Raw genomic sequence first — 11,849 nt, 5'->3', positions numbered from 1 at the left:
TCAAGGTTTAATTAATATGGTTTGCAATGCCTTTGCACTAATAGAAATAGTTGCCTTTTTGTTATTTTGATTGATTTCTATAGCAAATTCTTGTTCTGTAGGATTGAAAATTACTACTGCAATCGTTCCATCCGGATTTTTTACAGCTGTGGACATTAAATCGGTATTGTTGATTTGGCAACCAATTTTTACAGCTCCTGGCCTCATAAATTTGCTAAAATGTGCCATAGTATAATACAAAGGTGTAAAATAGACTTCATCTTTTTCTGGATCGACAATAACTGGAGCAACACACCAGTTTTTGAACCAATTAGGTCCACCTTGAGTATCTAAAACCATATTCCAATCGACCCAACCATCGACCCAATTGTTTAAACATCCAATGATATCTGTGGCATAGCGATTTACTGGAGCGTATTTTGGGTGTAAATATTTGTCTTTTTCAGGTGCCCAATCCCAACCCCAATCGGTAGCTTCTTTTTTCCAATACCAAGCATCATCATTCCAGTGTGGAATTTCAGAATCTACACAAGCTTCGGTTTGAATTAAATATTTGTTTGGTGCTTTTTGGTGTGCATATTGCAAAGCGCCTGGCAAATAATCATAGGTGCTTTCATACCAATGTATGGCTGTTCCTGCATAATATTTAGATGATTTTTCATCCTTGAACATCTCGTCAACCCATTCTTTTAAGCCTCCTCGATTTTGGTCGTAACCTAATATTTTTACCTCTCCCCAACCGTCTTTTTCTAATTTTGGCCCAAGATGATTCTGAACAAAATCGGTCATTTCTTTTGGCGAAAACAGCAAACTTTCCCAGTTGTTTCCATTTCCGTGTGGTTCATTGATTACGGTAACTCCCCAAATGTTGATTCCTTCTTTTTTATATGCCTCTAAATATTTTGAAAAATATAAAGCAAACGAATCATTGTATTCAGGCAATAATTTTCCGCCAACATATTTTTTGTTGTCTTTCATCCAAGGCGGTGAGGTCCAAGGCGAGGCGATGATTTTGAAACCTTCTTTCGAAATGGCTTTTGCCTCTAAAATCATTGGAATTAAATCCGCTTTATCATCTTCAATAGTGAAATTTTCCAATGAGGTATCATTTTCAACTTTGGCATACGTATAATTACTCAACGAAAAATCACAGGAAGCAATATGTGTTCTGGTTAATGAATATTTGGCCCCATTTTCCCCAAAATAAGCTTCTAAGATTTTATTGCGATTTCCAGGACTTAATCGATTGAGCAATGAAGCAGAAGATTCGGTAAATGAACCGCCAAAACCGGTGATAGTTTGAAATTTTACTTCCGGATTTAAGGATATTATTACTGGAGTTTTACTTTCGATAAACTCCGTGATTTTTTTCAATGAATTCCCATTGGCAGAAGTTTCATAAACTTCAGTTTTTAATTCCTTTGTTACTTTACAGCTATTCATTGATAATGTGATACTAAAAATTAGTACTAAAACTTTGAAACGATTTAAAATGCATTGATTTTTTTTCATCACTAAATTAATTATTTTTCAACAAAGAAGGCGTTTTTACATCCAGCCATAGAGCCTTTTCGTTGCCATTATATGTTTTTGTAATGGGCTTTCCATCACGAGTCAAATTTTTAAAAACGCCTTTATCTACCATTTCCCATAGAGCATATTTGGCTTGTCCTTGCAAATTAATTAATCCAAAATGATTCTCGGAACCCTTAGGATTTCCGCTGTCTTTCCAATGCTCATCGAAAGCTTCAAAGTAAAAAAGAGATATTTTTTCTTTATCCGTCCACTCTCTCATGAGTTTATAAAACACTGCCGATTTGTATTCGTCTGTCGCTTTGGAACCTGGGTCACCATATAGCTCACTCGATAAAGAAGACCAGCCAGTTTCGCCAATGGCAATTGGTTTATCTACTCCCAACGATTTCATATAATTGTAAACCCCTTTGTATTGATTCATAGCATAATCTCTGGAGCGTAACATTGCGGCATCAATTTTTTGCTTTTCAGATAGTTGTTTTTCGCTTTCTAAAACTCCCCAAAATTTGGGATTATAATGCGTATCATGCATTGGATAGGTGTGTATTGAAATATAATCGACTGCTATTATGAGTTGGTTTAAGTCTTCTACTTTATATTCGTTGTCTCCACCGCCCCAAGAAGCAAAATTGTCTGAACTGGTTACCCAAAGAGTCGCAGGTAATTTTTGATCTTTTTTTAAATTTTGCAAATAGTTTACCCATTTCAAAATGATGGCAGGTTCGACATAATAACTGGCTGCCCATTTTACCATCGCTTCATTCCCAACAGCTATAATCTTGATAATATCTGGATATTCGTTTGATAATCTTACTGCTTCTGCAATTTCGATAGCATTTCGATCACTTTCTATATTATGAATAGGCTGAAGTGCGGTCCAAGAATTTTTACAATCAATCCAAGCACCTAGCATTAGATACATTTCAAAATTGGCGTCTTCTTTCTTTAATTCTCTTATGGCGATCAACAAATTTGAAACCTCTTTATTATGCACATTATAGGTTCTCAGCACTTTAATATTCATTGCCGAAAGTAGTTGCAAATCTTCCTTTAGTTGAGCAATAGTCGGTTCAATATCCCTTGTTTTCTCCCTAAATCCACCATAACAAATGGCTTGATAATTTGGGTTTCCTATAATATCTTTGGCGGTTTTTTCTGCTGATTGTTTTGAATTCATATGTTGGCTACTACACGAAAATAATAGTGTAATTGTTGAAAGAAGTAGTACAAATTTTGATATTTTGTTCATTTACTTAAATGTTAATACTTACTTTTAGTTGACTAATTTCTCCTGTACGATGAAATATTTTTTGACTCATTTCTAGGTTCAATGTCAATGATGAAAAAGTTTCTGTGTGGTTGTTATTGCATACCACTTCTATCTGATTCTGCTCACCAATTTTATAAATTATGGGCACTTGACAAACTGTAAATGCCAAACTTCCTTTTTCTAAATGTATAGAATACGATTTGTTTTCTAAATCATTAAAAATCACCGTTTCGCCTTGTAGTAGAAATTGATTTTTATTTAATAAAGTAGGTTCAAAAGTTAACTTGCCTTGATGTACATTGACCCCTAATTCTCCTTTTCTGGTTAGAATATCTTCTTTTACTTGACCTGTCATTCCCGGCTGTTGAGCACCGCGATGCGAAGGTGTGTGTGAGTAAGGGTCGGTAGGGAATGCGCCATAAACTTCTGGCGATTTATGAACACCAATGCCTTCTCCAATTGCAACATAATGCAAAGCCAAAGCGTCTATCACAGTTTTGTCTTCATTGTCCTGATACGCTTTTTCGATTACTTCTAATACTGCCAAATGTAATTTTGATACCATATGCCAATAAATAGAACCCAATCCTTCATAGCCAAAGAATGTTCCAGATCTACCAGTAAAAGCTTTATGATTGAATACCTCTTCAAAAATCTGAAGAATTGTATCCGACTCTTTTTCGACCAAAAGTTTAAATTCTTCTTGCCTTTTGAGTTGCACTAAAGCCACTTTTAAATCATTGGCATTGTGAAAATTTCCATTGAAATGATAATTGCCCTTACAATCCATATTTAAGATTGAATGGTTTGAAGTAGCCAATAATTTTTTCAATAAAGTAGAATTTTCGATACTCGATTTTGGAATATTATTTTTTTCTAAAAATTTAGGTAAATCTTTGTTTGGATACAAAATATAGCTGTTTTGATCGGGACGATACAAACTACTATTTCTTAACGCATCTAATATTTGTAAAGATTCATTGGCGCTTAAATATCCCGAACTTAGCACTGCTACTTGACCTTCGAGCATTTCGCTAAGGTTAGAAATAACAATTCCATCAGTAGTAATTGACATCAAATTATAGGCTTGATACAATTTATCAGGTCTTTGATTGGCACGAATGGAATGTTCAATAAATGCTAAAGATACTTTTGTGAATGCTTTTAGACCAGACATAGAATGGGTTCTTTTCTTGCCCCAAAATCCACTGTTATATACTTGAAAACGATATTCAGAAGCTGCTTTTCCCAGACGGTCTAATATTTTTCTACGTATTTTATCATCAATTGTACCTGAAAGTAATTGTTGATTTTCTACTAAACAATCTCGAACTTCATGATAAAATTCTACCATTTCATTAGAAATTTTTATGGTTTCTAAATCGGAGGACTCTATAATATTTTGAAAGGTTTTCAAAAATCGATGCAAATAATACAGGGTGACCATAGAAACTCCATTTCCTACCAAGGCATTGTTGGCATCATTCCATTCTGGACGTTGGGTATTCATCCAAATTCCGCCTTCGGGAATAAAGTTTGACATTTTAGCTAAAACAGTGGCTAGTATTTTTTCGATAAAATTGACATGATAAATTTCATCACTATTACTTCGAATTAACGCTCCATCAGCACCAATTTTATTGCGTTCTACAGTGATTTTTTTCTCCCAACTGTGACTGTATTCAATAGTGTTTTTTGGGTTTTTTAGAATATCTTGATACGATTTTATGGTATAAGGAACTGCAGCATAAACAAAACATTCTTTTTCAAAATAGGAGTTCAATTTTCCGGGATGGTACTTTTCTATGAACTCTAAAAATTTTAATAAATAAATGATTTGGTGATCGCCCCAATAGCCAATATAGGACCACGGATTATCGGGTTCTATGGCTTCCCAATCGAATCCGCTTTTGGTAACTCGGTAAGGATTATAACCATCAAATGTTGATGCGTTGAGGAATTTATGAATCATACCTTCAATAAAATCTGGATAGGCATACGCCAATGCTTCCCAGTTTTGAAAAATATCTCTCCAATTTCCTTCGTAATCTAGAATTTTTGAACCATCAACTTCACTACGGGTATTGATAGAAAATTTATTCCAAGGACGACTTGGATCTCCGTGTCGGCGACTAAATTTTAAGGGTAAATATTCAGTGCAAAGTCTCACTAAATCTTGATCTTGGTAGTTTTCTATCAAATCGAGCAACTCGACATACGAAAACTCATCCTTTAAATTTAGGAGAAAGTCTTGATTTCTTTCAAAGACTTCACTATTTGCATTTGTTAAATACTGCGTAAAATCTTTTTTGCCAATTTGATAATTATCATCAAAAATTCCGCCACGCATAATGTTGAAAAGTGTATTGGCAAAATGACGGGTATCAATAAATTTATCGGCAGTAAATTGCAAACCATCAGCCGAAGCAGTAAGCGCAATAAGATTTTGCTCTCCTAATTTGATATCGTTGTAAAGCTGTCTTTCCAGCGTTTTATCGTGAATTATAGACTCACTTAGCTGAATTACTTGTGATTGATTTTGATTGACATTGGTTATAATATTCCATTTTTCGGTTGAATTTTGAGGTAAATGCAATTCGTTTGAAATAAAATAGGCGCCTTTTTCACCTTTTATATCGGTTTCATCAGTCAGTTTTTGGAGTTTTCTAAATGCAGGAAGTTGTTTAGACGACAATAAATAAGTTGGGTTGTTCATACCCTGTGACCAAACTATATTTGCTTTAAGTGCTTCGCTTGGTTCTGCTTTATCAACAATAATGGCACTTAGGGCAAAAATACCTACGCCACTTTCTGAGTGCAGTTCGTTTCTTTTATAGGCATCAACAAGATTACTTGTACTAGATTGTAAATCACTATTGACACCATGTGGCATAATGTTTTGAATCCCGTCTAAAACTGTGATGTTGTAATCTATACCTGAATGGTTTGTGATTTCGGATTTTTTTACAAAACCAAAAAGATTACTAGAATTCCATTGGTATCTAAAAGTCAGTTGTAAATCATTATGAATTTCTTCGAAAATAACTTTGTTTCCGTAAAAGTTTTTATAAATATTTCTGGTGAGATTGTAGTTTTGATTGAATCGTTCCGAAAAAGGTTCCCAAACCATTACATTATCATCAAAACGAATTTGAAAAATAGATTTACTACCTGTAATATCGGCAAATTCGGTTATTTTATCATCTGTGTAATAAGGAAAGATAGCAAATTCAGCATTTTTTCTACCCGCAGTTAACCCACCATTACTGGAAATAAACATCCAATGATCGGAATCACTTACAATACTCATAAAAAAAGGACGCATCTTATCGCAATTGGATATTTTATAGAATTGCTCGTTTTCGATTGTGATTATATTAATTGCTACAGTGTTGTTTGTATTATCCATTTGGTGTTCATTTAATGAGGTTGAACTTTCTCTCATCGTTATTATTATTTAAAATTGTGTTACTTTGTTTGGTTTTATTACTTATAATTAAAACAATTATTTACAATAGAGATATTCTATCTATTGTAAATATTGTTTTTCGGAATCAAAACAGTTTTATCAATGCTTTTTAAATTTACATTTCTAATTTTATTCGTAAACTCGAACATAATCAACCAACATTGTTTGAGGAAAAACTGTTTCGCTGTTAGGAGAACCTGGTAAATTGCCTCCAACAGCAATGTTTAGTATGATATAAAAAGGTTGATTAAAAACCCATTCGCCACTGACATCTTTTGGAGTAATTTGGTTGTATAATACATCATCAACATAATAGTTGATGTAATTTTCTCCCCATTCGATTCCAAAAATGTGAAAATCGTTATCAAATCTATCATTAGGTAAGGTGTACGCTTTAGTGATTGCTTCACCACCTGAATAACCTGGCCCATGAACAGTACCGATTACTTGAGTTGGTTTACTACCCAGATATTCCATAATGTCAATTTCACCACATTGTGGCCATAAAACAGTATCGGAATTTGCACCTAACATCCAAAATGCTGGCCATAATCCTTTACCCAAAGGTAATTTTATACGAGCTTCAATTCGACCATATTTTTGTTCGAACTTCCCTTTAGTTAAAATTCTTGCAGAGGTATAAGCAGAACCTAAATATGCTTCTTTACGGGCTGTAATCTTAAGATTTCCGTTCTCAATAACAATATTTTCGGGTCTGTCGGTATAATATTGCAATTCATTGTTTCCCCAGCCATTTGCTCCTGAGCCTATGTTATAACTCCACATACTAGTATTAGGAGCACCGTTTATATTAAATTCTTCACTCATAACCAACTTTGTTTTGGTTATGACTGTTTGTTTCTCGTCTATAGAACATGCGACTATAAATATAGAGGCTGTTACAAAAAGAATACTATTTTTAATTAATTGAATTTTTTTATTCATTTGGAATTTTTTAAAAAGTTAAAAAGAAAACTTATTATTTGTAAAAATATATATTGTCTACATAGAGAACCGAATTGTCTCCGCCTTCTAATATAATTTGAGCCAAGTGTGCTCTGCTTAATAAAGTTGGCATACTTGCAAAAGGAATATCTATAGACACCCATTTGTTTGAAACCAAAGTTGGAGCAGTAAAAGTCGTAGAATATCTTGTGTCATCTCCACCGTTAAAAGCACCATCTGCACCAAAATCAACAACTATAACTCTAAGTTGTCTTCCTGAAGCAATACTAGTAGGAAAGAATGCATCTAAATGCACATGAGTCATAGCAGTTGCGTTTATTGTTGGGCTGCTAAATTCAATACCAACGAAATTAAACTTGGTATAATTTAAAACACCGTCGCCATTAACTGTAAAATCATTGGAAACTGTTGTTTGCCAGGGTGCCCAATAACCGTTATAATAATTTACAGGAACATTAGTATAAGGGTTTGAAAAAATAGAAATTACATTAGCCGCAGTTTTCGTAGGTGTTGGAGCATGAACAAAAGTTCCAACACAATTTATTGTCAAACTTCCATTTGCAACTGTATCTCCAAATTTTGCGGTTATTACAGCAGTTCCTGCACTCAATGAAGTCACTAAACCAGTCGAATCAACACTAGCCACACTTGGATTGGATGAAATAAATTCTAAAAAAGAGGTGCTTATTGATACGGCTTGATTAATACCCGTTGGCAAATTAAATATAGCAGCAACATTGTCAATTTTAGAATTAACCCCTACAAAAGTGGTTAGAGAAGTATTAGTTCTATTCATAATCGATGCTTGTCCTTGGGCAATTGTTCCTAATTTTTCAAATTTAAGTTCGTCAATCCAAAAAGTGTAACCCTTACCATTTGTATCATTTGTATTTGCAGCATATCGAAACATTCCTTTTTCTAGAACTAATTTTGACGCATCAGGAATAGGAATAATAAATTTTGTCCATGTTGTACCGATACTAACATTTCTCATAGTTGTAATATATTTGTTTGGAAAAAAATCTTCTCCAAAACCAAACTCTGCAACGGTAACTCCTTGTGAAGCTTTTGCCCAAAAAGTAAGTGCATCATAATTTGTTAAATCTCTACCCGCTCCATCTATTCTAAAAATACCTCCAGCATAATTTCCCTCTACATCATTAGAATTGGGTACATCAAAACGCATGGAAGCATTCCCTTTGTAACTTACTTTTGAGTCAACAGTCCAAGCATTAAGTTTTGATCCAATAGGATTATCCGGACCTGCTCCATAAGGGAAATAAAAATTAGTCCCCATACCTATAGGAGTATCAGTAAAAATTTCTGCTATACTAGATGCTTTCGCAGTTTGCAAATCAGCATCGTCATTCTGACATCCAAAAACAAGTAGTAAACTTATCAGGATAAAAGCTATTTTTTTTGATTTCAAAATTGAATATGTTTTCATATTTTTAAATTTTATTAGGTTAATTACCGATATTAATGTGTAGGTAAGTTCTAATTTCCCATTCTTGACCATTAGAAAATCCAACCGGACTTAAAATTGGCACAGGAGGAAAAGTATTTTCGGGTACGAAAGTTGGTGAATATCTATTAGAATATTGATCTAAGGAACGCCAAGTTCCTCGAATACCTAGGCTTGTATTAGGAAGGATATACCAATCCGGTTTTCCAATATTAAACGAGATATCCGCCATTAATTGTAAAGGGTAAGTCAAGTTGAAATCTCTATGATAATCGAATGGTCCCCAATCGTTTACTTTTATAAATGAAGTCAATTTTACTTTTTTGTAAATCATTCTTAAATCTAAACCATAACGATCGATAGTTCTTGCGTCACTACCGTTTGCTTGAGCAGGTCCGCCATAGATTGTACCAATAAATCCTAAATCTGGATTAATTTTTGAAACAATTCTAGCATTAGTTTCCCATAAATCCTTAGCTGGTGGTGCTCCTTCGAAAGCAAAAGTGGTTCTATTTGCTAAAAAACCAATTGCCGCATCTTGGGTAGTTGGCAAATGACGGAAAACAAATCCTGCACTCACTAAAAATTTTGAATCTTCAGAACGATCATTATCCCAATCATAAGCGAAAGTACCAGGAGTTGGGTCATACGTAAATAATATTTCGGTAGCTACTTGTTCTCTATTGGCTCTAACCACGAAAGGGTCATCAACAATATTTCTGGGTCTTCCCGGAATTGGAACATCTGTAGTTATTGGCCCTTCTAAAGGTTTTTGCCATAAAAAGTTAGGTGCTATTTGCAATTTCCCTATGGTGTAAGTCAATCCAGTTAAAAAGTTGTATTGATTTCCACTTCCAGTATCTTTAAGTCTCCAACCCGTAAATGTTTGAGTAAGATCGGCTCCTCCACCTGCAACTAATCCTTGAGCTGCTGCTTGCGCATACCAATTGATAGTTCCGCCAGTGTAGGTTACTTTCATTTTACCACCCAAGTTATCTTTGGATTCAATTTGATTGATATACACTTGTTGATTTGCTCCTTCACCTCTTACTACCTGATAATCTCTACCTTCAAGTGGTTGACCAGCCCAAATACCTCCTAAATCAACCGCAAATTTTCCAAATTTTCTATTCAAATGCAAGGTAATACGTCTTGTTTTGGGTTGCGGAATCGCATAAGAAGTTTGAGTATTTGTTCTTTGTGTTAGATCTTCATGGAAAATACCTGTAAAATCAAATTTTCCTATTGTTTTAGAATATTTAAGTAAAATAGCTGGATTCGCTCCCCACCATAATTCTGGTCCCATAGCCAATTTAAAACCCTTAAACATTTTCTTTCCTTCAATTTCTAGACCATACGGAGCTTTACCGCTGTATATATCTAAATTAGATCCATAATTAGCTTCGGGATACAAGCCAAAGAAATCACCTTCGTAACCCCAATGATAATGACCTGTACGATAAAATCCGTCTAATTTAAATAATTTATCATCCCATTTATAACTAGCTCTGTAAACTTGAAAACGATTATTATCTTCTAAAGTCACAGGGCCATTAGGGCCATCTACAGTTACTGGGCGTCCTCTATTTTCATAAAATATTTCATCAATTGGATTTAGTGCTACATTTCCCAACACATTAAATTCAACATTGGCGGTCATATTCGATGAAGGGTTACCCTCAACTCCCACAAAAAAGGATTGCATATTATCAAAACCCAATTGATTTGGATAAGTTGTATTGTTTGGTGCTGGATCTTCTGGAGTAGTAATTAAATCTCCACCAGTGCTGAAGGTACTGATTTCTGCAGATAATCTAGACAATCTAATTTTTGAACTTTTAGAGCTTTCTAAAGCTGCTTTATCTCCTCTAGCTCTTAGTGTTGCGTCTAAAATTTGAATTTTAGCAAAATGATTTTGAATGTCTGATACTGATTTTCCACTTGTAAATGGATTAAACTGATGTACATCTTTTAAAACGTAATATGCAGATCGAGGATATAATGTATAATTTCCATTCACATTTGTTGGCCCTTTGGCACAAATACCAAACCATTCTTCATTCATATTGTTTTCGCCTTGCACATAGTCAAAAACATAACCACCATTAGACCATGAAGCATTTGTATCGTGAACATCTAACAGTTTTGTTTGCCCATATTTCCACCAGCCATCACTAAATTGAAAAGTAAATCCACCCAAACTATTGCCACTTTTGCCATAGCCAGCTGCATTTTCATATATTTCTTTCCAATTTCCTCTAAGAATAGTGGCTTGTGCATTTTGATCTTCTTCGTTAGTAACTGCATTAAAAACATCTGAACCAAATTCTGTCAATAAAACTGGTTTCCCATATTCATTTTTAACCCGTTGGTATAAATCGCCAAAAGAGACTCCACGATATACATTGATACCTAAAATATCAACAGCCGGACATTCTTTTGCAATAATGTCAAGAAAAAGTAAATCTCCATTACAAATCGCAATAGGATGAGAATTGTCTATGGCTTTCATAGCTAAAGTCGCCTCATTAAATAACTGATACATCGCTTTGGCACGAGGAGTAGATTTTCTGTCTTCAATTGGGATATCCTCAGTTTCAGCTCCATCCCAAAACAGACCATAATTATTTTCGTTACCCAACAAAAATAAAAGCAACCCTTTGGTATCTTTATAATCAGTAACCATTTGTTTTGCTTCTTGCAAAAGAAGATTTCGTGTAGTTGGGTCAGAATATTCAGTGTTTACAACCCAAGTTCCGTTCAACGTCAATCCATATCGTCCGAAGGTATGATTCAACATAGTATAAATTCCATACTTTGTATAAATGTATTCAATCCACTTTTTTGGAATACCTGTATAAACCCTTATGGTATTTACACCCATATTTTTCAATAGACCCATTTCATCATCCAAAGCCTTAAGAATCACATCCTCTTTTTGTTTCCACAAACTATAATTGAAATTTGTTCCTATAGGAGAATAATCCCAATTCATACCGTTAACAATCATATCTTGACCATTTACTTTGAGCTTTAAGCCATCGTTGCTTTTGTCTACAAGCACTTTATCTGATTGTGCAAAAAATGAAAAAGAATAACTAAAAAGCGTGAATAAAAAAATAACTTTTTTCATATTATTTAAT

Annotated in this window: 6 protein-coding genes; all 6 read right to left on the bottom strand. The window is 34.1% G+C overall.

The window, feature by feature from the left end; translation table 11 throughout:
• The 6 genes from FNW17_RS06920 to FNW17_RS06895 all read right to left on the bottom strand — a co-directional run bounded on the left by FNW17_RS06920 (position 1) and on the right by FNW17_RS06895 (position 11,839).
• On the bottom strand, positions 1-1,443 hold the full coding sequence (locus FNW17_RS06920) for a glycoside hydrolase family 30 protein (RefSeq protein WP_144071333.1): 1,443 nt from the start codon (positions 1,441-1,443) through the stop codon (positions 1-3).
• 76 nt (positions 1,444-1,519) lie between these two features.
• The gene (locus tag FNW17_RS06915; RefSeq protein ID WP_394344365.1) at positions 1,520-2,785 is read right to left on the bottom strand and encodes a glycoside hydrolase family 17 protein; all 1,266 of its coding nucleotides are present in this window, start codon (positions 2,783-2,785) and stop codon (positions 1,520-1,522) included.
• A 4-nt stretch (positions 2,786-2,789) separates the two neighbouring features.
• Positions 2,790-6,251 (bottom strand): hypothetical protein, encoded by a 3,462-nt coding sequence (locus FNW17_RS06910; RefSeq protein ID WP_144071246.1) that lies wholly within the window; start codon positions 6,249-6,251, stop codon positions 2,790-2,792.
• Between the two features lie 153 nt (positions 6,252-6,404).
• Positions 6,405-7,220, bottom strand: coding sequence for a glycoside hydrolase family 16 protein (locus FNW17_RS06905; protein WP_143390914.1), 816 nt, complete (start codon positions 7,218-7,220; stop codon positions 6,405-6,407).
• 34 nt (positions 7,221-7,254) lie between these two features.
• The gene (locus tag FNW17_RS06900) at positions 7,255-8,688 is read right to left on the bottom strand and encodes an Ig-like domain-containing protein (RefSeq protein WP_235892983.1); all 1,434 of its coding nucleotides are present in this window, start codon (positions 8,686-8,688) and stop codon (positions 7,255-7,257) included.
• Positions 8,689-8,707: 19 nt separating this feature from the next.
• Positions 8,708-11,839, bottom strand: a complete 3,132-nt coding sequence (locus FNW17_RS06895; protein ID WP_143390913.1) for a glycoside hydrolase 5 family protein — start codon at positions 11,837-11,839, stop codon at positions 8,708-8,710.
• Positions 11,840-11,849 lie beyond the last annotated feature (10 nt).

It is taken from the genome of Flavobacterium franklandianum (genome assembly GCF_007097365.1).
GTDB lineage: Bacteria > Bacteroidota > Bacteroidia > Flavobacteriales > Flavobacteriaceae > Flavobacterium > Flavobacterium franklandianum.
The sequence above is the reverse complement of the archived record's forward strand: the minus strand, read 5'-3'. Positions and strand labels throughout refer to the sequence as shown.